The sequence below is a fragment of the Halorarius halobius genome (genome assembly GCF_024298865.1).
Taxonomy (GTDB): Archaea; Halobacteriota; Halobacteria; order Halobacteriales; family Haloarculaceae; genus Halorarius; species Halorarius halobius.
This window is the reverse complement of sequence record NZ_CP101161.1, coordinates 3,030,315-3,049,432: the sequence shown is the minus strand read 5'-3', so window position 1 is coordinate 3,049,432 and position 19,118 is coordinate 3,030,315. Positions and strand designations below refer to the sequence as shown.

19 protein-coding genes are annotated in these 19,118 nt (G+C 69.3%); 10 read left to right on the top strand and 9 right to left on the bottom strand.

Annotated elements, in window-relative coordinates; translation table 11 throughout:
* Positions 1–61 precede the first annotated feature (61 nt).
* From NL112_RS16340 to NL112_RS16330, 3 genes are all read left to right on the top strand, one after another.
* On the top strand, positions 62–868 hold the full coding sequence (locus tag NL112_RS16340) for a matrixin family metalloprotease (protein ID WP_255149916.1): 807 nt from the start codon (positions 62–64) through the stop codon (positions 866–868).
* A 54-nt stretch (positions 869–922) separates the two neighbouring features.
* Positions 923–1,738, top strand: coding sequence for an imidazole glycerol phosphate synthase subunit HisF (hisF, locus tag NL112_RS16335; protein WP_255149915.1), 816 nt, complete (start codon positions 923–925; stop codon positions 1,736–1,738).
* A gap of 302 nt (positions 1,739–2,040) precedes the next feature.
* Positions 2,041–2,205 carry a hypothetical protein gene (locus tag NL112_RS16330; protein ID WP_255149914.1) on the top strand — a complete coding sequence of 55 codons (165 nt, stop codon included), beginning with the start codon at positions 2,041–2,043 and terminating at the stop codon, positions 2,203–2,205.
* A gap of 1 nt (position 2,206) precedes the next feature.
* On the opposite strand, the gene NL112_RS16325 is transcribed toward NL112_RS16330, so the two are convergent.
* A complete protein-coding gene (locus tag NL112_RS16325; protein ID WP_255149913.1) occupies positions 2,207–2,488 on the bottom strand; it encodes a DNA-directed RNA polymerase subunit L in 282 nt (93 codons plus the stop codon).
* 114 nt (positions 2,489–2,602) lie between these two features.
* Here NL112_RS16325 and NL112_RS16320 point away from each other — a divergent pair, with 114 nt between their 5' ends.
* The 5 genes from NL112_RS16320 to NL112_RS16300 all read left to right on the top strand — a co-directional run bounded on the left by NL112_RS16320 (position 2,603) and on the right by NL112_RS16300 (position 8,628).
* Positions 2,603–4,135: a long-chain-fatty-acid--CoA ligase gene (locus NL112_RS16320; protein WP_255149912.1), complete on the top strand. Its 1,533-nt coding sequence runs from the start codon at positions 2,603–2,605 to the stop codon at positions 4,133–4,135.
* 105 nt (positions 4,136–4,240) lie between these two features.
* Positions 4,241–6,196 (top strand): 3-hydroxyacyl-CoA dehydrogenase/enoyl-CoA hydratase family protein, encoded by a 1,956-nt coding sequence (locus NL112_RS16315; protein ID WP_255149911.1) that lies wholly within the window; start codon positions 4,241–4,243, stop codon positions 6,194–6,196.
* A complete protein-coding gene (locus NL112_RS16310; RefSeq protein WP_255149910.1) occupies positions 6,193–6,660 on the top strand; it encodes a PaaI family thioesterase in 468 nt (155 codons plus the stop codon). Before NL112_RS16315 ends, NL112_RS16310 begins: the two co-directional genes overlap by 4 nt.
* Entirely contained in the window at positions 6,657–7,124 is a 468-nt protein-coding gene (locus NL112_RS16305) for a MaoC/PaaZ C-terminal domain-containing protein (RefSeq protein WP_255149909.1), read from the top strand. Before NL112_RS16310 ends, NL112_RS16305 begins: the two co-directional genes overlap by 4 nt.
* 40 nt (positions 7,125–7,164) lie before the next feature.
* The gene (locus NL112_RS16300) at positions 7,165–8,628 is read left to right on the top strand and encodes a lipase maturation factor family protein (RefSeq protein ID WP_255149908.1); all 1,464 of its coding nucleotides are present in this window, start codon (positions 7,165–7,167) and stop codon (positions 8,626–8,628) included.
* Here the strand turns inward: NL112_RS16300 and NL112_RS16295 are convergent.
* The 6 genes from NL112_RS16295 to NL112_RS16270 form a co-directional block, all read right to left on the bottom strand.
* Positions 8,616–8,957 (bottom strand): helix-turn-helix transcriptional regulator, encoded by a 342-nt coding sequence (locus tag NL112_RS16295; protein WP_255149907.1) that lies wholly within the window; start codon positions 8,955–8,957, stop codon positions 8,616–8,618. The genes NL112_RS16300 and NL112_RS16295 overlap by 13 nt on opposite strands.
* A 44-nt stretch (positions 8,958–9,001) precedes the next feature.
* Positions 9,002–9,784 carry an NRDE family protein gene (locus tag NL112_RS16290; protein ID WP_255149906.1) on the bottom strand — a complete coding sequence of 261 codons (783 nt, stop codon included), beginning with the start codon at positions 9,782–9,784 and terminating at the stop codon, positions 9,002–9,004.
* 25 nt (positions 9,785–9,809) lie between these two features.
* Positions 9,810–11,276, bottom strand: a complete 1,467-nt coding sequence (locus NL112_RS16285) for a class I adenylate-forming enzyme family protein (protein WP_255149905.1) — start codon at positions 11,274–11,276, stop codon at positions 9,810–9,812.
* A complete protein-coding gene (locus NL112_RS16280; RefSeq protein WP_255149904.1) occupies positions 11,269–12,270 on the bottom strand; it encodes a mandelate racemase/muconate lactonizing enzyme family protein in 1,002 nt (333 codons plus the stop codon). The genes NL112_RS16285 and NL112_RS16280 overlap by 8 nt, the downstream gene beginning before the upstream one ends.
* Positions 12,267–13,232 (bottom strand): 1,4-dihydroxy-2-naphthoate polyprenyltransferase, encoded by a 966-nt coding sequence (locus tag NL112_RS16275; protein ID WP_255149903.1) that lies wholly within the window; start codon positions 13,230–13,232, stop codon positions 12,267–12,269. The genes NL112_RS16280 and NL112_RS16275 overlap by 4 nt, the downstream gene beginning before the upstream one ends.
* Before the next feature lie 211 nt (positions 13,233–13,443).
* Positions 13,444–14,343 (bottom strand): 1,4-dihydroxy-2-naphthoyl-CoA synthase, encoded by a 900-nt coding sequence (locus tag NL112_RS16270; RefSeq protein WP_255149902.1) that lies wholly within the window; start codon positions 14,341–14,343, stop codon positions 13,444–13,446.
* 77 nt (positions 14,344–14,420) lie between these two features.
* Here NL112_RS16270 and NL112_RS16265 point away from each other — a divergent pair, with 77 nt between their 5' ends.
* Positions 14,421–15,011, top strand: a complete 591-nt coding sequence (locus tag NL112_RS16265) for an AsnC family transcriptional regulator (protein WP_255149901.1) — start codon at positions 14,421–14,423, stop codon at positions 15,009–15,011.
* 242 nt (positions 15,012–15,253) lie between these two features.
* Positions 15,254–16,057 carry a DnaJ domain-containing protein gene (locus NL112_RS16260; protein WP_255149900.1) on the top strand — a complete coding sequence of 268 codons (804 nt, stop codon included), beginning with the start codon at positions 15,254–15,256 and terminating at the stop codon, positions 16,055–16,057.
* Here NL112_RS16260 and menD read toward each other — a convergent pair.
* Complete coding sequence (gene menD / locus NL112_RS16255; protein WP_255149899.1) at positions 16,037–17,785, bottom strand: 2-succinyl-5-enolpyruvyl-6-hydroxy-3-cyclohexene-1-carboxylic-acid synthase; 1,749 nt, start codon at positions 17,783–17,785, stop codon at positions 16,037–16,039. The two genes, NL112_RS16260 and menD, sit on opposite strands and share 21 nt — an antisense overlap.
* The gene (locus NL112_RS16250) at positions 17,782–19,116 is read right to left on the bottom strand and encodes an isochorismate synthase (RefSeq protein WP_255149898.1); all 1,335 of its coding nucleotides are present in this window, start codon (positions 19,114–19,116) and stop codon (positions 17,782–17,784) included. Before NL112_RS16250 ends, menD begins: the two co-directional genes overlap by 4 nt.
* Positions 19,117–19,118 lie beyond the last annotated feature (2 nt).

The window sequence follows — 19,118 nt, the reverse complement described above, 5'->3', positions numbered from 1 at the left end:
TTGCTCTGTCGGACCGTCGCCACACCGGTTATGTCGGTCGCCGTCGTAGTAGCTCGCCCCGATGCGAGGGTCCATCCCGTCCCTCTGGCTGGTCGTCGTCGTCGCCACCGGACTGGTTGGCGGCGGCGCGGCCACCGCACAGGCCCCCGCCGGCGCGCTCACCGATGGCCCCGTCTACCTCGGTACCGCCGCCGGCGAGAACGGCCCCGTCGAGGGGTACGCGTTCGTGTTGACCGAGGACGAACTTCGGCAGGTCGACGAGGACGAGGCGGCCGACGACGACTGTTATGAACTGTTCGCGGCGGGCGTCCGCTGGCGCACCGTCGAGCCGTACCGGTTCGATGCGACGAACGACGAGGGGCTGGACGCGACCGTGCTGGCATCGAACTTCGCCGGCGCCATCGCCCGCTGGGAGCGGGCCGCGGGGACGGACATCCTCGGCGGTCCGCTCGCGCCGGGTGACGACGTGACCGTCGACCGGGACGGCCCGGACGGGCGAAACGAGGTCGTCTTCGGGTCGGTGGCCGCACAGGACGCGGTGGCGGTGACGGTCATCTGGGGCGAGTTCAGCGGCCCCGAGGAGCGCCGCGAGATAACGGAGTGGGACATGGCGTTCGACGCCGACGACTACGACTGGTCGCTGACGGGCGCCGAGGGGACGCTCGACTTCGACAGTGTCGCCACCCACGAACTCGGGCACGCGATGGGGCTGGCCCACCCGGACCCGGACTGCACCGAGGAGACGATGTACCAGTTCACCGAACCGGGGACGACCAGCGCGCGGTCGCTGGAAGACGGTGACCGCACCGGCATCAGGGCGCTGTACGTGACGGACGACGGCGAGGAGGACGACGACGCGGGGCCGTGACGCGTCGGCGGTCGAAACCGTGAAACCCCGCGTGTGCCAAGCGTGGGGCACCGAATGACGCTCACCAAGCGGATCATCCCCTGCATCGACGTGGACCTCGACGAGGACGGCAACGCCGCCGTCTACACCGGGGTCAACTTCGAGGACCTCGAGTACACCGGCGACCCCGTCGAGATGGCCAAGAAGTACAACCGCGCGGGCGCCGACGAGTTCGTCTTCCTCGACATCACCGCCAGCGCGGAGGGCCGCGAGACGATGCTCGACACCGTCTCGGCGGTCGCCGACGAGGTGTTCATCCCGCTCACCGTCGGCGGGGGAATCCGCACCCGCGAGGACATCAAGGAGACCCTGCGCGCCGGTGCGGACAAGGTCTCTATCAACAGTGGCGCCATCGCGCGCCCCGAACTCATCGGCGAGGGTGCCCGTTCGTTCGGGTCGCAGTGCATCGTCATTTCCGTGGACGCGCGCCGGCGGTTCGACGAGGGGGGCGAACACTACGTCGAGGTGGACGGCGAGTCCTGCTGGTTCGAGTGCACCGTCAAGGGCGGCCGCGAGGGGACCGACCTCGACGTAATCGAGTGGGCCGCGGAGGCCGAATCTCGGGGCGCCGGCGAACTGTTCGTCAACTCCATCGACGCCGACGGCACGAAGGACGGCTACGACATCCCGCTGACGAAGGCGGTCTGTGACACCGTCTCGACGCCGGTCATCGCCTCCTCCGGCTGTGGTGGTCCGGAGGACATGTACGAGGTGTTCACCGACGCCGGCGCCGACGCGGCGCTCGCGGCGTCCATCTTCCACTTCGACGAGTTCGGCATCGGCGAGGTGAAGCAGTATCTCGACGAGCGGGACGTGCCGGTCCGTCTGTGAGCCCCGTGGGCGAAACTGAACGTCCCCGGTAACTACCCGGTAGGGAGCCGACGCCGGGGAACCCCGCCCGAGTATAGTTTCACTTTCACTCCGCGGTAGGCCGCACCTTTTGCGTGACTGGGACCGAGTAACGGCGTCTCCGGGCCCGCCCGACGGGCCGGAGCGAGAGCATCCCATGAAACGACACGCTCTCCCGCAGACGACCGGGCCGCGTTCGGCCCAGAACCGAGACGGTCGACACGACTCCAGGCGAGGCGCGTCGTGGCGGCCAGCGACGACCGACCCGGCGCGGAGGTGGTCGCGTGCCGAGTGACGGCGACACCCCGAGCGGTGGCTGGAAGGCGGTGTATGCGGCGATGGATGCCGCTACTGGGACAGAAGAGTCATCCCCGGGGACCCCCGAGGCGACGGAACGGGTTGACGGCCGGCGGGCGACCCCGCCCGACCACTTCGCACCCGCCGACTGAGTTACGCGGCCTCGAACGCGTCGCGGAACGCGCTCGTCTTGTCCTTCACGTTGCCGGTCGCGGCCTCCAGCGCGTCCAGCGGCGCGGTCCCGTCCTCGGTTTTGATGGCGAGGATGGGGTCGGTCTGACCCCCGGACTGCTCGGGGTTCATGTCGTAGGTCGCGGCGGCGACGCCCTCCGTCTCCAGGAGCGCGCCCTTGAGGACGTTCATGAACGTGTGGTCCTCGCCGGCTATCTCGATGGAGAGTTCGGTCTCCTCGTTTTCGATGACGCGAAGGTCCATTACCGTTCAGTAGCCCGAACGCGGGCAAGAACCTTACGACACGGGGAGCGGCCGTATGGGGATGCCGCTGGTCGCCGGGGAAGAACTATGGTGTGGCCTTCGCTGTCGTAGGCCATGCAGCCCACTCTGCGTGACATCCTCGAGTCGTCGGCCGAGAAGTTCCCCGAGAAGGACGCCATCGTCTACCCCGAGCGGGACCAGCGGTGGACGTACGCCGAGTTCGACGAGAAGGCGAACCGACTGGCGAACGCGCTCGCCGAACGCGGCATCGGCCACGGCGACCGGGTGTCGACCCTGCTGTTCAACGGGAGCGAGATAATCCTCACCGTGTTCGCCTGCGCCAAGCTCGGCGCGGTGTTCAACCCGCTGAACTTCCGGCTGAAGGCCGGCGAGGTGGAGTACATCCTCAACGACGCCGACTCGAAGGCGCTGGTGTTCGAGGGGGCGACCCGCGAAGCCGTCGAGGGCGCCCGCGACGACCTCGACACCGTCGAGACGTTCGTGAGCATCGACGACGCCAGCGACGACGAGGCGGACTTCTACGAGTTGCTCGAGTCGGGCAGTCCCGACCGCCCGGAGACGGCGGTGGCCGAGGACGACGTGTACGCGTTCATCTACACCTCGGGGACGACGGGCCGGCCGAAGGGCGTCGTCCACGAACACCGCGACATGATGGAGCACAACCTCATCTGCATCTCGGAGGGCGGCTACCGCCGCGACGACGTGGGGCTGTCGGCGCTTCCCCTCTATCACTGCGCCGAGTTGCAGGCCGCGCTGTTCCCCCGCATCCAGTTGGGGGCGACCAACGTCGTCGTCCACGAGTTCGAGCCGGGCGACGTGCTGGCGGCCATCGAGGAGCACGACGTGTCGCTGATGTTCGCCGCGCCGACGGCGTGGAACGCGCTGGCGCTCACGCAGGCGAAGGCCGACGCCGACGTCTCCTCGCTTCGCCTCGGCCTGTACGGTGCCGCACCGATGCCCGCCGACGTGCTCGACAACTGCATGGAGCAGTTGTGCGAGAACTACCTGCAGGCGTACGGGATGACCGAAATCGGCCCCTGTGGCGCCTTCCAGCATCCGGAGGAACAGCGCCCGAAGCAGGGCTCTGCGGGCCTGCCGGCCCTGAACCACCGCATCCGCATCGTCGAACCCGACGCGGACCCGGACGCGACGGTCGAGCAGGGTGAGGTCGGCGAGATACTGTTCGCCGGGCCGTGTACGATGCGTGAGTACTGGAACCGACCCGACGCGACCGCGGAGTCGCTCCGTGAGGCCGACGGGAAGGAGTGGTACTACACCGGCGACCTGGGCTACCGCGACGAGGACGGCTACCTCTACGTCGTCGACCGGAAGGACGACATGATAATCTCCGGCGGCGAGAACATCTACCCGACCGAGGTCGAGGACGTCCTCTTCTCGCACCCGGACGTGACCGAAGCCGCTGTCGTCGGCGAACCGAGCGACGAGTGGGGGGAGGCCGTCGTCGCGTACGTCGTGGGCGATGTCACTGCCGAGGAACTGGACGATTTCTGCCGACAGAACGACGCACTCGCCGACTTCAAGCGCCCCCGCGAGTACAGTTTCGTCGAGGAGCTACCGAAGAACCCCAGCGGCAAGGTCCAGAAGTTCAAACTGCGCGACGAGTAGTCGTCGACCCTGCATTTTACAGCGATAGCGGCACCCCGGTATTGACCTAACATCGCTAAAGAACGGCGGTGGAGTTAAGGCGCTTCCAGCGACAGTTCCCGTCGCATGAACGTCGACGACATCGACCGCGTCGCGGTGCTGGGCGCAGGGAGCATGGGTCACGGAATCACGGAGGTCGTCGCGCTCGCCGGCTACGAGGTCACGATGCGCGACATCGAGCAGGAGCTCGTCGACGAGGGGTACGAGAACATCGAGTGGTCGGTCGAGAAGCTCGCAGAGAAGGGCCTGGTCGACCAGAGTCCGGACGAGGTGATGGCACGAATCGACACCGAGGTGGACCTGGAGACCGCCGTCGAGGACGTCGACATGGTTATCGAGGCGGCCCCCGAGAAGATGGACCTGAAGAAGGACATCTTCGGCGACCTCGACGAGTTCGCACCCGAGGAGACCGTCCTCGCGTCGAACACCTCCTCGCTGTCCATCACGGAGATAGCGAGCGCCACCTCGCGCCCGGAGCAGGTCGTCGGGATGCACTTCTTCAACCCGCCGGTGAAGATGGACCTCGTCGAGGTCATCTACGGCGACGAAACCTCTGACGAAACCGCCGAGTGCGCCTACGAGTTCGTCGAGGCCATCGACAAGACGCCCATCTACGTCCGCAAGGACGTCAACGGCTTCGTCGTCAACAGCGTGCTGGGGCCGTTCGGCGACGAGGCGGCGTGGATGGCAAGCGAGGGCGTCGCCACCGTCGAGGAGATAGACGCCGCGATGGTCCACGGGCGCGGCTACCCGATGGGGCCGTTCGAGCTGTCGGACATGACCGGCATCGACATCGGCTACCACGTCCGCAAGGAGGCCGGCCAGCCCATCCCGCCCATCGTTCAGGAGAAGGTCGACAACGACAACCTCGGGCAGAAGACCGGCAAGGGGTACTACGACTACGAGGACGGCGAGGGGACCACCTACGAGGCCGGGCAGGGCGAGAGCGTCGACACGCTCCGCATCGAGGCGCGCATCGTCAACGAGGCGGCGAAGCTCATCGGGAACGACGTGGCCACCGCCGAGGCCATCGACACGGGGATGCGTCTCGGTGCGGGGTTCCCCGAAGGCCCCTGTCGTCGCGCGGACAAGACGGGTCTGGATACGGTCCTCGACAAGCTCCGCAAACTCCACGAGGAGTACGGTGAGGACCGCTACGAGCCCGCGGCGTATCTGGTCGAACTCGTCGAGGCCGGCGACACCGGCGAGGACGCCGGCGCCGGCTTCTACGACTACGGCGGCGAGGACGGCGAGCGCGACTACACGACGCTCAACTACTCGCTGTCCGACGAGGGGCTTCTCGAAATCGAACTCGACCGGCCCGAGCGGCTCAACGCGCTCAACGAGGACCTGATGGACGAAATCGTCCACCTGCTGGAGACGACCGACGAGGACGACGTGCGGGCGGTCACCTTCGAGGGTGCCGGCGACCGCGCGTTCTCCGCGGGCGCGGACGTGACCGGGTTCGCGGGCATCCAGCCCCACGAGGTCGAGGTGACGCCGATGTTCAAGACGGTCGCGGAGTACCCGCGGCCGACGCTCGCGAAGATAGACGGCTTCTGTCTCGGCGGCGGTCACGAACTCGCGCTGGCGTGTGACCTGCGTATCGCCACCGAGGGGTCGGAGTTCGGCTTCCCCGAGATAGACCTCGGGCTCATCCCCGGTGGTGGTGGCACCCAGCGGGCCATTCGGATGCTCTCCGATGCCCGGGCGAAGGAACTCGTGTTCCGCGGGGAGCGCATCGACGCCGAAACGGCCGAGGAGTGGGGGCTCATCAACCGCGCCGTCACGGACGACGAGTTCGACGACACCGTCGAGGCGTTCGTCGACGACCTCGTGTCCGGGCCGCCCATCGCACTCCGGAAGGCGAAACAGGTGATGAACGCGGGCCGCGACCAGGACCTCTCGGCGGGGTTGGAACTCGAATCCCAGGCGTTCGGCCTCCTGCTGTCGACCGACGACATGATGGAGGGCGCATCGGCATTCATGGAGGACCGCGAACCGGAGTTCGAGGGCAAATGAGCTCCGACCCCGTAGAGGAGGAGCTTGCCGCGGGCCTGCGCGAGCACGGCCTGTTCCAGTGGCTCGACCTCGACATCGAGACCGCGGAGCCCGGCCGGGCCGTGTTCCACCTCCCGTTCGACGAGAAGTTCGCCAACCTCGCGTCCGGCACCGTCCACGGCGGCATTACCGCGACGGTCATCGACACCGCGTCGGGGTTCGCGCTCCGGTCGACGTTCGACGACCCGGCGGCCGCGGCGCTGACGACGACGGACCTCAACGTCCGCTACGTCCGCCCCGCCACCTCCGACGTCAGGGTCGAGGCCGAGGTGGTCCGTGCGGGCGACTCGATGGGCGTCACCGACTGCGAGGTGACGAGCGTCCACGAGGGCGACCGGAAGGTGGTCGCCACCGGCGGCACCACCTACCGGCTGTTCCGCGACCGGACGTTCGGCGGCGAGACCACCGAGGAGGGGTCGGCATGACCGACGAGAGCGACGAGAGCGACGCCTCGGTGTACGACGACATCGAGGTGGGCGACACCACCGTCACGGGCGGGCGCACCATCACCGAAGCGGACGTGGTCAACTTCGCCGGCGTCTCGGGCGACTTCAACCACATCCACCTCGACGACGAGCGGATGGAGGAGTCGATGTTCGGCGAGCGCATCGCCCACGGAATGTTGGTGCTGTCAGCGGCGACCGGTTTGCTGTGGCAGTCCCGGACGCAGGAGGAACGCGACGCCGTCGTCGCGTTCTACGGCATGGACGAAGTTCGCTTCCGTGCGCCCGTGTTCTTCGGCGACCGCATCCACGTCGAACTGGAGGTCGTCGAGAAGCGGGAGACGGACAGCCCGATGGGGAAAGGCACCGTGAAGTACGACGCCGAGGTGAAGAAGCAGGACGGCTCGACGGTCATCTCCTGTTCGATGCTGTCGCTTTTGGAGTAGCTCCCCAACGCTTAGTTGCTCCCTCCGTCTGCCGTCGCACATGGGTTTCGTGGAGCTGTGGGGACTCGACTCGCTGTGGCTTCCCCGCCTCCTGCTGAAACGCGGCGTCGCCGTCACGTACCTGCTCGCCTTCCTCGTCGCCGCGCGCCAGTTCCGCCCGCTCGCCGGCGAGGACGGCCTGCTTCCCATCGACCGCTACGTCGAACACGCGACGCTCCGCGAGGAGCCGTCGCTGTTTTACCTGTATCCGAGCGACCGCGCCATCGGGGCGGCGGCGTGGGCCGGCGTCGCACTCTCGGTCGGCGCCCTGGTCGGCGTTACGGAGGCGTTCGGCACGCCCGTCTCGATGCTCGCGTGGACCGCGATGTGGCTGTTGTATCTCTCGTTCGTCAACGCCGGCCAGACGTTCTACGGCTTCGGCTGGGAGTCGCTACTGCTCGAAACCGGCTTCCTCTGCATCTTCCTCGGGGCGGGCACCACCGCGACGCCGTGGGTCGTGATGCTACTCCTCCGGTGGGTCCTCTTCCGCAACGTGTTCGGCGCGGGGCTCATCAAACTTCGCGGCGACGACTGCTGGCGCGACCTCACCTGTCTGGACTATCATTACGAGACGCAACCGATGCCCAACCCGGCGTCGTGGTTCGCCCACCACCTCCCCAAGCGGGTCCACCGCGCTGGCGTCGTCGTCAACCACGTCGTCGAACTCGCGGTGCCGTTCCTCTACTTCGCCCCACAACCGATAGCGGGCGCCGCGGGCGCCGTGACCATTGCGTTCATGGGGTGGCTGATGGTGACGGGCAACTTCTCGTGGCTGAACTCGCTGTCAATCGTGCTCGCGGTCTCGGCGTTCTCCGACCCACTGCTCGCGCCGCTGTGGCCGCTGGACCTGCCGGCCGTCGCGCCCGCCCCGGCATGGCTGTGGGGTCTCGCGCTCGCGCTCGCCGCGCTCGTCGTCGCCCTGAGCTACTACCCCGTCCGGAACCTCGTCTCGGACCGGCAGGCGATGAACGCGGCGTTCGACCCTCTGCATCTGGTGAACACCTACGGCGCGTTCGGCTCTATCACGCGTGACCGCTACGAACTCGTCGTCGAGGGAACGCGGGACGACGACCTGAGCGCCGCCGACTGGGAGCCGTACACGTTCCCGGGGAAGCCGACCCGCGTGGACCGGCGACCACCGCAGGTGGCGCCCTACCACCTCCGACTCGACTGGCAGATGTGGTTCGCGGCGATGCCGACGCGGCGCCGCCATCCGTGGCTCCATCGACTCGTCGCACAACTGCTGGAGGCCGACGAGGGGGCGCTGTCGCTGTTGCGGTCGGACCCGTTCGACGGCGACCCGCCCGAGTACGTCCGCATCGAGCGGTATCGCTACGAGTTCACCGACCCCGCGGAACGGCGCGAGACGGGCGACTGGTGGCGACGCGAGAAACTGGAGACGGTGGTCCAGCCGGTCTCGGCTGAGGAGATACGGCGGTATGGAGTCGCCGGTCAGCGCTGGTAGGCGAGATTCATCAGCCACTGCGTGAACTGGTCCGAGTTGGGGTCGACCTCCTCGTCGCCGACGAACGGCGAGAGCATGTCGCCCGCCATCAGAAGCGAGAAGTCGAGTTCCTCCGGCTTCACGACCGGTTCGACGAGGTAGGTGTTGTGCCCGTCGTAGACGGTCTCCGACCGCTCGACGTACCCCTTCTCCTCCAGCGACTCGATGATGCGGCTCCCCTTCCGGGAGTCGACGTCCATCTCCTTCCAGAAGTCGCTCTGGTGGATGCCCCCCTGCTGGCGGATGAGTTCCAGTCCGCGCATCTCGTCCTCGGAGAGATCCTCGGCCATACCTCTACTCCGCGAGTCGGGCGTTTAAATCTTGGTTGTCCGGCTCACAGCGACCCGGCCGGCTCGTAGGGCGTCTCGCAGGGGGGACCGTCCGCGTAGCGGTAGCTCCGGGTTGTGCCCAGACGAATCAGCGAGGACGACTTCGTTCCGAACCCATCACCGTGTACGCATACGCCGTACGAGTGGTCAGAGAGCACGTCCGCGCCGGCATCGAGCCACGCCGTCGCCTCGTCGGCAATCCCCGCGGCCTCGACCAGCGCGTCGAGTACCTCTCGGTCGTTCTCGGCCTGCTGTCGCCCGACGTCCGGCCGGCGGCCCGGCACGAAGAACGTCTCCGTCCGCTGGCGCTCGGTCGCATCCGCCGGCCCGTCTCGAACGCCACACCAGCCGGTGTTGCCGATGACGTACACGCCGGGGGCGAGTACCGTCTCGCTCGTGGCGGTGTCGTGTTCGAACAGCACCGCCCGGTCGGTATCCGCGACGAGCAGGTGGAACGGTTCGTACGTCCGGTCCGACAGCTCTCCGCGGACGAACTCGGTCGCGGCGGCCGCCGTCTCCCGGTCGAGCGTCTCACGGACGAGTAGGCCCCGCGACCGGTCGCCGTCGCTCGGGGTCCGTGTCCAGCGGTTCGTGATGGCGACGAACACGCCGGCGTCGTTGTAGCCGACCCACGTCCCGCCGGCCTCCTCGTCGCGCGGTGCAAGCACTCGCGGCTCGTCGCCGCGAACCACAGGGGACGACGACGGCCGGGCCAGCATCTCGTCGCGATTGGTGGCGACCGCGAGGTAGTCCTCGAAGGCGTGCCACGCGAAGGTGAGCGTACACACGCCGCCGGCTACGCGACCCCGGCAGTTAACCGTCCCGCAGGAGGGCGCGGGCGGCCTCCCGGTCGACCGTATCGGAGGCGGTTCGGGGGAGTTCGTCGACGACGGCCCACTGGCGTGGGAGTTTGAACCCCGCGAGTGACTCGCGTGCCTCTGCTTCCAGGCTGTCCACGGTCACGTCGCCCGCGACGACGGCCGCGACCCGCTGGCCGAACTCGTCGTCGGTGAGTCCGGTGACGAACGCGTCTTCGACGCCCGGGCAGTCACGGAGGACGGCGGCCACTTCGCCCGGATCGACGTTCTCGCCACCGGTGACGATGCGGTCGTCGAGACGATTGAGAACGTGGATACGGCCCTGGTCGTCGCGGTAGCCGGCGTCGCCGGTGTGGAACCCGTGCTGGCCGAACGCCTCGTCGGTCGCTTCGGGGTCGCCGTAGTAGCCCGGGGTGAGCGTCGGCCCCGATACGACCAGTTCGCCCACGTCGCCGTCGGGAAGTTCGGCGCCCGCTTCGTCGACGACAGTGACCGAGGTGAACATCAGTGGACTGCCGACGGTGCCGGGGTCGATTGCCGCGTCCTCGGGCCGTGCGGTCGCTATCTGTGAGGCCGTCTCTGTCATGCCGTAGGTGGGACACACCGGTACGTCTCGGTCGACTGCGCGCTCGACGAGCGACTCGGGGGCGGCCGCGCCGCCGAGCAGGACGAACCGTAGCGGCTCCGGGAGCGACCCGGCATCGAGCAGGCGCCGGAGCGTCGTCGGGACCAGCGACACGCCGGTCGCGCCGTGGTCGTCCATCTCCGTGAGAACGCGCTCGGGGTCGAAGCTCCCGGGTGTTGCAGTCACCACGGTCGTACCGTACAGCATCGACCGATACACCGGTGCCAGGCCGCCCATATGCGACATCGGGAGCACGCAGTACCAGCGGTCGGTCGGGAGCACGCCCAGTCGCCACGAGGAGGCGGCGGCCGAACACAGCAGGTTCCACGAGGTGAGCGTCACGAGTTTCGGGTCGCCGGTCGTTCCGGACGTCGACAGCAACAGCATCGGGCGGCCCCGGTCCCAGGCGGGCACGTCGAACGTCGCTGGCTCCCGGTCCGCTACCGGTGTCGCGCCCGCGGTCGGAGCGTCGACGGTTGCCACGGTATCGAACGCCTCGACGGCCGCGGGTTCGTTCGCGGCGTCACACACAATCGCAGAGAGGTCGGCACGGTCGGCACGGTCGGCGAGTTCGGCCGGCGTGAGCCGCGCGTGGAGGGGGACGAGCACCGCGCCGAGCCGCATCGACGCGTGCGCGAGTTCGACGAAATCGGGCCCGGTCTCCGCGACGACGCCGAGGTGGTCGTCGACGCCGATGCCGAGCGCGGAGAGTCGGCCGGCGAGCTCCTCGACCCGGCTGTCGAGGGCGGCGTACGTCAGGCGTTCGCCGGAGGAGGCATCGACCAGCGCCGTCGCCGTCGGCGTCGCGCGCGCTCGCTGGGCCAGCCAGTCACGCATAGTCCGCCGGTGATGTGGCGGCGGTATTTCCCTCTTTCTGTGGCACGTCGGCGAACCCGTTCCGCACGGGAGCGGGGTCGTCGATGAAATCCGTGCGGATGCGGTCGCCGGTCGCCAGCCCGCAGGGGCGGACGTCCGGAACCGCCGCGGCGACGTGGACCGCGGCGGCGCGCGCGAAAGCGCCGTCTATCGTCGTCGTCACCACGGGGTCGATGCCCGCGCCGCGTGCCAGGACCGCCGTCTCGACGGCGATGTCGGGGCCGCCGAGGACCATCGGTTTCAACACGAGCACGTCGGCGGCACCCGCGGTCAACACGGCATCGAGGCCGTGTTCGCACAGCGCCTCGTCGAGGGCGACGTCCACGCCACGGCCACGGAGCGCCGCGTGGCCTTCGAGGTCCGCCGAATCGAGCGGCTGTTCGACGTAGCTCACTCCGTGGGCGGCGAGTCCATCGAACGCGCGTTCGGCCTCCGGGACGGACCAGGCGCCGTTGGCATCGGCACGCAGTTCCACGTCGGGGGCGGCGTCGCGGGCGGCGGCGATTCGGCTCAGGTCCGCGTCTAACGACCGTGCGCCGACTTTCAGCTTCACCGCCGGGAACCCCGCTTCGGCGGCGCGTTCGACCCGTCGTGCGGTCGTCTCGTCGTCGGCGTCGCCGACGGTTGCGTTCACCGGCACCGTCTCTACCGTCCGCCCGGTACCGAGATGCTGGTAGAGTGGAACGCCTTCGTGGCGCGCCTCCGCGTCGAGGAGCGCCAGCGCGACGCCGTGGCGCGCCGCGGGCGGGAGCGCGTCGAGGTCGTTCGGGTCGGCGTCCCGGAGCGCGGCCTCACAACTCTCCAGCGATTCGGTCCACCCCGGCAACGGCGTCGCCTCTCCGATTCCGGGTGCCGGGTCGTCGACGGTGACCAGATAGCCCGTCCGGTCGGTGATGTCGCCGTCGGCGGTGGCGAGGGGACTCGAAAGCGGGAGCGAGAAGTAGTCGACGTTCATGCCGGCAGGAGCGGGTGGCCGTAGTCGATAGCCAAGCCGACGGCGAACAGCACGCTGTGGGCGAACAGCAACTGGCCGGTCCGTTCGAGCGCCGGGTTGAGCGCCGAGCCGTCCCGTTCGGTCAGGACGGTCCGGGTGACGCGGACGGCAAGCGGTAGCGTGAGCAGTGGCAGAAGGGCATAGGTCGTGTACCCGTCCGCAAGCGCGAACACGAGGGGGACGACGTACGCCATCCCGACGAGAAGCAGGAACTCGACGCGCGAGGGGCCGTATCCGAGTATCACGGCGAGCGTCCGCTTCCCGGCCGCGCGGTCCGTCTCGATGTCCCTGATGTTGTTGACGACGAGGATGGCCGTCGAGAGACCGGCTGCCGGGAGTGCTGCGACCACGGCGTCGAGCGGGACGAGTGCGAGGAGTGCGTCGACGGCAGGCAAGCCGCTGACGGCGGCGGCCGCCTGGACGTAGTACGTGCCCGTCACTGCGACGAGTCCGAAGAAGACGAACACGAACAGGTCACCGAGACCACGGTAGCCGTACGGCGCGGGGCCGCCGGTGTAGGCGATGCCGGCCGCGACCGACGAGAGGCCGACGACGACGATGACCGGCCCGCCGACGTACACGAGGTAGGTGCCGAGCAGGACAGCGAGGCCGAAGGTGGCGTACATCGCCTGCTTGACCCGCCGCGGGTCGATGATTCCGCCAGCAGTGACCCGAGTGAACCCCTCGCGGTCCTCGGTGTCAGCGCCCCGCACCGCGTCGTAGTAGTCGTTGGCGAAATTCGTCCCTATCTGGAGGAGGAGCGCGCCGACCAGCGCCGCCAGCGCGGGCAAAGCCGCGAAGACGCCGTCGTGGACGGCCAACCCCGTCCCGACGACGACCGGCGACGCTCCGGCCGGAAGCGTCTGGGGCCGCGCGGCCATCACCCACGCCTTCGTCTTCGAGACGTTCGCCGTGTCGCTCATTGCTCGCAGTTGGGACGGCGGGGCCTAAGCGGTGGTGGTTCGGGGGCAAGCAGACGGGCCGTGGGAGCGTCCCAGTGGCCACGATGGGCGGCCCGCGCAACTGCCGTGACCCATCGCCGCGGCGTTCAGGTGATGGGACGTGTGGTCGCGTTCCCCTACTTGAACCTTCGGGGGGCGCTCGGCGCGCATTCCGGGTCGTCCAGAACGTGGATTAGTAGTGCCAGGGGAACTCGCTAAAGTCGGGCTCTCGCCCTTCGTTGAACGCGTCACGGCCCTCCTGTGCCTCGTCGGTCATGTAGCCGAGTCGCGTCGCCTCGCCGGCGAACACCTGCTGGCCGACCAGACCGTCGGTGTCCATGTTGAACGCGTACTTCAGCATCCGCATCGCCGTCGGCGACTTGCTCATAATCTCCTCGGCCCACTCTAGCGCGCGCTCCTCCAGTTCCTCGTGGGGGACCGCCTCGTTGACCATCCCCATCTCCTCGGCTTCCTCGGCGGAGTACGTCTTTCCGAGGAAGAACACCTCGCGGGCCTTCTTCTGGCCGACCTGGTGTGCGAGGTACGCGCTCCCGAATCCCGCGTCGTAGGACCCCACGTCCGGGTCGGTCTGGAGGAACTTCGCGTGGTCGGCCGAGGCGAGCGTCATGTCGCAGACGACGTGTAGCGAGTGGCCGCCGCCGACGGCCCACCCAGGCACGACCGCGACGACGGGCTTGGGCATGTGGCGGATGAGCCGCTGGACTTCGAGGATGTGGAGGCGCGGGGCGCTGTGTTCGCCCTGTCCCGGTCTCCCCTCGTCGTCCCGGTACTCGTAGCCGGCTTCACCCCGGATGCGCTGGTCCCCGCCCGAGCAGAACGCCCAGCCGCCGTCTTTCTCCGACGGACCGTTCCCGGTGATGAACACACAGCCCACGTCCGTCTGGCGTTTCGCGTGGTCGAGTGCGTCGTACAGTTCGTCGACCGTCTCGGGCCGGAAGGCGTTGCGCACCTCGGGTCGGTCGAACGCGATGCGGACCGCGCCGACGTCCGTCGCTCGGTGGTAGGTGATGTCGCGAAAGTCGACCCCGTCGACGGGTCGCCACGCGTCGGCGTCGAAGATGTCCGAGACCATACCTCGCCTGCGGGTGGCCGGAGCAAAACGGTGGCGGGTCCCGATGGAGTCTTCCGGGTGGGGCGGCGAGGGCCGGTATGGAGAACCTCGACGACACGGACATGCGCATCCTCGAACTGCTGGCCGAGGACGCGCGCCGTCCGTTCTCGGCCATCGGCGAGGAGGTGGGGCTCTCGGGGCCAGCGGTCTCGGACCGCGTGACACGGCTCCGCGAAGCGGGCGTCATCAGGCGGTTCACGGTCGACGTCGACCGGTCGACCCTCCGGGGCGGCGTTCCGGTGCTCATCGAGGCGACCATCGGCCCCGGGGAGGCGGGGTCGGTCCGGGAGACGCTCGCCACGACGGAGGCAGTCGAACACGTGTTCACGGCCGCCGACGGGACGGTGACGGCGCTCGCTCGCGTGCCGGAGGGCCGGGTCCGCGACTGGGTGGCCGAGCGACTCGGCGACGCGACGGTCGAGTCGCTCGACGTGACGCTCGTCGACGACGTCCGCTGGACGCCCAGCGTCGGCGGCGGCGAGTTCGCACTGGAGTGTGCCGAATGTGGCAACACCGTCACCGCCGAGGGGACGTCGACGCGTCTCGGGGGAGAGGCCTACCACTTCTGTTGTTCCTCCTGCGAAGCGAAGTTCACCGACCGCTACGAACGACTCGAGGAGGGCGCTTGACAGTTAACACCACCGCTGGCCGGCCGGTTCCGGCGTCCGGCGCCTCGGCCCATCCGCTGGTGGGCCTCGGCGATGCGCTCGACCGCGAGTAGGAACCGGTACAACTGGCCACGGCTGGAGGACTGAAGCGGCCCGACGACGAGCGCCTGCGGAGGGAGACGACGCGGGCTCAGTGGCGTGGACCGCCACGGCGGCCAAAACCGTGCGAGACTTTTTGCCATGGAGCGCCGAAACGCCGCGTAGTGGGGGAGTCGTACTACGAACTGCTCGGCGTGTCGCCGGACGCGTCCAGAGCGGACATCGAGGCGGCGTTTCGCGAGCGGGCGAAGGAGACACATCCCGACCGCTCGGACGCACCCGACGCCGCCGAGCGATTCCAGGCGGTCCGCCGGGCCCGGGAGGTGCTGACCGACCCGGACGAACGGGCCCGCTACGACCGTCTCGGCCACGCGGCGTTCGTCGGTGACGCACCGGTCGGGTCACACGAGGCAACCGCCGCCACCGACCCCGGCCGCGGCGGGCACGACGCCGGCGAGGGCCACACAGCGACGGCCGACTCGGAGGCCCGCACCGACGGCCACGGCGGTACCGAGGAGTGGTGGCGCGAGTACGAGACCCGGTTCGACCGCGACCACGCCGCCGAGAACCGGAGCACCTCCTGGTATCGGCCGGGGGCAGACGGCGGCGAGGACGGCTACCGCGTATCGCCCGCCACCCACCGGGGCATCCGATTCACGACCGAACGCATCGGCTTCGCGGTCGTCGCACTGGCGCTGTACCCCGTGCTCGTCGGGAGTGCGTTCCTGCCGGCCTTCCCGGTGTTCGTCAACGTTCTGCTGGGACTCTGTGCGCTCGCGCTGACGGTGACGCTTCTGTCGGTCCCGGAAGCGGGCGTCCTCGTGTTCGGTGGGTGGACGCTGTTAGCGCCGGTCGCGCTGTCGATAGCCGGGGTCGGTCTGCTGTCTATCCTCGGGACAGTCGTCTGGGCGTTCTGCTGGATTCCGTTCGCCATCGCGGCCGCGAACCTACTGTTCCAGCGCGCCTAGTTCGCGCTCGACCCGCTTGTCGAGGCGCTCGCGGTCGGCGTGACTCGCCGCCGAGTCGAACGGCACCTCGATGACCTGGGTGCCCTCGCGGTCGACGCTGTCGGCGAACGCCTCGCGGAACGCCTCGCGGGTCGGCGTCCGCGCAAACTCTAGCCCGTAGAGCTCTCCACTCGGCGCGAAATCGAGGCCGTGAGGGGTTCGGAACTGCCCCTCGAACGTCTCGTGGCCCTCGATGGGGAGCAGATGGAAGATGCCGCCGCCGTCGTTGTTCACGAGGACGATAGTGGCGTCGACGCCACACCGACCGACCGCGAGCAGGCCGTTCATGTCGTGATAGTACGCCAGGTCACCGGTCACGAGGACGAGCGGGTCGTCGGTTGCGCTCCCGGCGCCGAGCGCCGTCGACGTGATGCCGTCGATGCCCGACGCGCCGCGGTTCGCCAGCACCGTCAGGTCCGCCTCGCGCGGCCGTCCGAACCGGTCGAGGTCCCGGACCGGCATCGAGTTGGAGACGAACACGGTCGACGGGTCGGGCGCGAGCGCGGCTACCTCGCCCACGAGGCGGCCCTCGAAGAACGCGTCGGCGTCCCCGAGATAGTCCCAGTAGTCGGCTTCCAGCGCCGCGAGTCGGTCCGCGTACGCCGTCCCTCGACGGTCGACCTTCGCCGCCAGGTCCCGCGCCAGACGCGCGGGGTCCGCGACCAGGAGGTCCGTCGCCCGGAACTCCGCCTCCCGCCAGCCGCCAGCCGGGTCGACGACGAACTGGCGGGCGTCCGCCTCCCCGAGCCAGTTCCGGAGCCGTTTCGACGTGGGGGAGTTGCCGAACCGGATTACGACGTCCGGCGGGTCGTCGAGTGCGGGGAGCCAGCCGTCGTAGCCGCCGAGGATGGGCAGGTCGGCGGTGTGTGGACCGAACCGGAACCGGGAGACGGGGTCCGCGAGCACGGGGAACCCCGTCGCCGCCACGAGTGCGTGGAGCGCGTCCCGCTCCGGACGGGGGGTATCGACCGGGCCACAGACGATGAGGCCACGGTCGGCGGCCGCGACTGTCGCGGCAACCGAGTCGAGCTCCCCGTCGGTGAGCGTCGGCTCGCCCCGCGTCGTGCGGACGAACGGCCCGTCCCGTCCTTCGGCCGCGAGCGGATGGTCCCGCTCCCAGCCGTCGGGCACCTCCGACGTGTCGACGGTGGGCTCCAGGGGTTTGCGGAACGGGCAGTCCAGGTGGACCGGCCCGGCCGGCGTCCCCCGCGAGGTGGCCACGGCCCGCGATAGCGCCGTTCGGAGGCTCCGGAGCTTCCGGTCGGCGGCCTCTGGCTCCGGCAGTTTCCGGTACTGTCGGACGGCATCGCCGTACAGTTTCTCCTGGTCGACGGTCTGGTTGGCTCCGCTGTCCTGTAGTTCCGGTGGCCGGTCGGCCGTCAGCAGGAGCATCGGCACGCGGGCCTGGCTCGCCTCGATGACCGCCGGGTGGAAGTTGGCCGTCGCGGTGCCGGAGGTACAGACCAGCGGCGTCGGCGTGCCGGTGCGTTTCGCCCGCCCCAGCGCGAAGAACGCCGCCGACCGCTCGTCGAGATGCGAAAACGTGGCTATATCCGGATGCTCGGCGAACGCGACGGTCAGCGGCGTCGAGCGGGACCCGGGAGCGATAGCGACGCCGTCGACGCCGTTTTTCGCCAGTTCGTCGGCGACCACCTGTCCCCAGAGCGTGTTGACGTTCGGTGCGGTCATTCGAGTTCGTCGAGTATCGGCCGGTATTTGAGTTGGACCTCGTCCCACTCGGCGTCTGGGTCGGAGTCGGCGACGATACCGACGCCAGCGAACAGCGTGGCCGCCTCGCGGTGGGCGACGGCCGACCGGAGCGCGACGGCGAAGGAGCCGTAGCCGGCGGCGTCGAACCAGCCGACGGGCGCGGCGTACCAGCCGCGGTCGAACGGCTCCGTCTCGCGGATGGTGTCGAGTGCGGCTTTCGGCGGTAACCCCCCGACTGCGGGCGTCGGATGGAGCGCCTCGACCAGCGTCAGGACGTGCTCGTCGGCCGCGAGTTCGGCGGTGATGGGCGTCTCCAGATGCTGGACGGTCGCCAGTCGTCGGACGCGGCGCTCGCCGGTCGACACGCTCGACGCGTACGGCTCCAACTGGTCGCTGATGGTGTCCGCGACGATTTCGTGTTCGTGGATGTTCTTCTCGTCGTCGAGTAGTTCCCGGGCGAGCCACTCGTCTTCCGCAGGGGTGTCGCCGCGGCCGGTCGTCCCCGCGAGCGCGCCCGTCGAGACGGTGCGGCCCCGCAGGTGGAGCAGACGCTCGGGGGTCGCGCCGAAGAACGCCGGCCGGTCGTCCCCCGCCGCAGGTTCGACGAGAAAGCGGAAGCAGTCGGGGTACGTCTCGCCGAGGCGGGCGAGCAGGTCGGGTACGGCGAGCGTCTCCTGAAGCCGGGTCTCGAGCGCCTGTGCCAGCACTACCTTCCGGAGTTCGTCGGCGCGGATGCGCTCCGTGACGCGCTCGACGGTGGCACGCCAGTCGTCCTTGGCGGTGGTGCGCTCCCGGCCGACGACGCCCGGCGGCTCCGACACCGGGCCGGGGTCCGGGAGGCTCGTCAGTTCCTCGCGGGCCGCGTCCAGACGGCGCTCGACGGTTTCGGCGCCGCCGTCGGGAGCGACCGCGTTGACCGTCAGCCACGCGCCGTCGTCGGTGTAGGTCACCTGCACCCGCGGGAGGACGAACTGCGCGCCGGGGAAGTTCGTCCACGGGTCGGTTCCGCTGTGGTCGTCGTGGAACGCGAACCCGCCGAACAGGCGGGGTCTGGCCGCCTCCGTGCCGGCGTGGACATCGCCCGACGAAAACAGGTCAGCGGCGGCCTCGCGAACCGAATCGAACCGGCCGGCACCCGACGCCGACAGCACAGCCGCGGCGCCGGAGCCGACGACGGTGGGTTCGTCGGGGGCGCTCCAGACCGTCCGCGGGGCCGACGCGTCCCGCAGGACGCTCCGGGGTGCCGGTGCGGACACGGGCGTCGCCCGCGTGACGACCTCCTCCGACATCTCGTCACCGAGCGGTTCCATTG

Coding starts and splice junctions, on each gene's coding strand:
- NL112_RS16340 (WP_255149916.1), top strand. CDS start 62: ATGCGAGGGTCCATCCCGTCCCTCTGGCTGGTCGTCGTCGTCGCCACC.
- hisF (WP_255149915.1), top strand. CDS start 923: ATGACGCTCACCAAGCGGATCATCCCCTGCATCGACGTGGACCTCGAC.
- NL112_RS16325 (WP_255149913.1), bottom strand. CDS start 2,488: ATGGACCTTCGCGTCATCGAAAACGAGGAGACCGAACTCTCCATCGAG.
- NL112_RS16320 (WP_255149912.1), top strand. CDS start 2,603: ATGCAGCCCACTCTGCGTGACATCCTCGAGTCGTCGGCCGAGAAGTTC.
- NL112_RS16315 (WP_255149911.1), top strand. CDS start 4,241: ATGAACGTCGACGACATCGACCGCGTCGCGGTGCTGGGCGCAGGGAGC.
- NL112_RS16310 (WP_255149910.1), top strand. CDS start 6,193: ATGAGCTCCGACCCCGTAGAGGAGGAGCTTGCCGCGGGCCTGCGCGAG.
- NL112_RS16305 (WP_255149909.1), top strand. CDS start 6,657: ATGACCGACGAGAGCGACGAGAGCGACGCCTCGGTGTACGACGACATC.
- NL112_RS16300 (WP_255149908.1), top strand. CDS start 7,165: ATGGGTTTCGTGGAGCTGTGGGGACTCGACTCGCTGTGGCTTCCCCGC.
- NL112_RS16295 (WP_255149907.1), bottom strand. CDS start 8,957: ATGGCCGAGGATCTCTCCGAGGACGAGATGCGCGGACTGGAACTCATC.
- NL112_RS16285 (WP_255149905.1), bottom strand. CDS start 11,276: ATGCGTGACTGGCTGGCCCAGCGAGCGCGCGCGACGCCGACGGCGACG.
- NL112_RS16280 (WP_255149904.1), bottom strand. CDS start 12,270: ATGAACGTCGACTACTTCTCGCTCCCGCTTTCGAGTCCCCTCGCCACC.
- NL112_RS16275 (WP_255149903.1), bottom strand. CDS start 13,232: ATGAGCGACACGGCGAACGTCTCGAAGACGAAGGCGTGGGTGATGGCC.
- NL112_RS16270 (WP_255149902.1), bottom strand. CDS start 14,343: ATGGTCTCGGACATCTTCGACGCCGACGCGTGGCGACCCGTCGACGGG.
- NL112_RS16265 (WP_255149901.1), top strand. CDS start 14,421: ATGGAGAACCTCGACGACACGGACATGCGCATCCTCGAACTGCTGGCC.
- menD (WP_255149899.1), bottom strand. CDS start 17,785: ATGACCGCACCGAACGTCAACACGCTCTGGGGACAGGTGGTCGCCGAC.
- NL112_RS16250 (WP_255149898.1), bottom strand. CDS start 19,116: ATGGAACCGCTCGGTGACGAGATGTCGGAGGAGGTCGTCACGCGGGCG.